Consider the following 879-nt stretch of genomic DNA (forward strand, 5'->3'; position numbering starts at 1 on the left):
CTATTACGGCTGGAAGATCCCTCCGTCACCTGGCCCTCTCCAAGTACGGCCGGTCAATGGCTTGACCGACTTGGGCTCGTCAAAAAGCGGCGTTTCAAACGCCGACACAGCATCTCCCACGCACAAATGCGAAAGGCCGACGAACCTAACAAGACGTGGTGTGCTGACTACAAAGGGCAGTTCAAGATGCTTAATGCTCAGATGTGCTTCCCTTTGACCGTCACAGACCATGCGTCGCGGCTGATTTTAGCGTGCAGGGCCCATCCCAAGATCATGACCCAGCCTGTAAAACAGGCCTTTGAGAGGCTTTTTCAGGAGTACGGCATGCCGGAAGTTATCCGTTCGGACAACGGGGTACCGTTCGCCTCTCCTGGCCTGGCAAGAATCTCCACACTGGCAGTTTGGTGGATTCGGCTGGGTATTTATCCCGAGCGAACCATGCCGGGAAGGCCCGCCCAGAATGGTCGCCATGAGCGAATGCACCGTAGCTTGAAACTTGAGTTGCCCTTAGGGAAAAACTTAGTCGAGCAGCAGCTTTTGCTGGAGCATTTCAGGCATGAGTTTAATTACGTACGCCCTCACGAAGCGCTCGGCATGAAAAGTCCGGGAGACTTGTATGTGCCGTCCACCCGAATTTATCCAGGATGCTTGCCCGATGTGGAATATCCGGCAGAAATGAAAGTTCGAAGCGTCAGGCAGGACGGATCGATCAAGTGGAACGGCAAGTTGGTATTTATCAGCGAGGCGCTGTCCGGGGAAAGGATAGGGCTCAAAGAAGCTGAAGATGATGCTTGGGATTTGTACCTGTGTGATTATCCCTTGGGGAGGCTTGGACGAGGTATGACCCGCGTCCAGGCCTCAAATGTGTAAACGATGTCC

General features: G+C 53.8%; 1 protein-coding gene. It reads left to right on the forward strand.

What is annotated here, in order from left to right; genetic code table 11:
- On the forward strand, positions 1-870 hold an 870-nt coding region (locus tag AC07OP_RS31600; RefSeq protein ID WP_495103287.1), incomplete at its 5' end, for a transposase.
- Between the last annotated feature and the right edge of the window lie 9 nt (positions 871-879).

The organism is Pseudomonas sp. GW821-FHT09D08, from assembly GCF_059416305.1.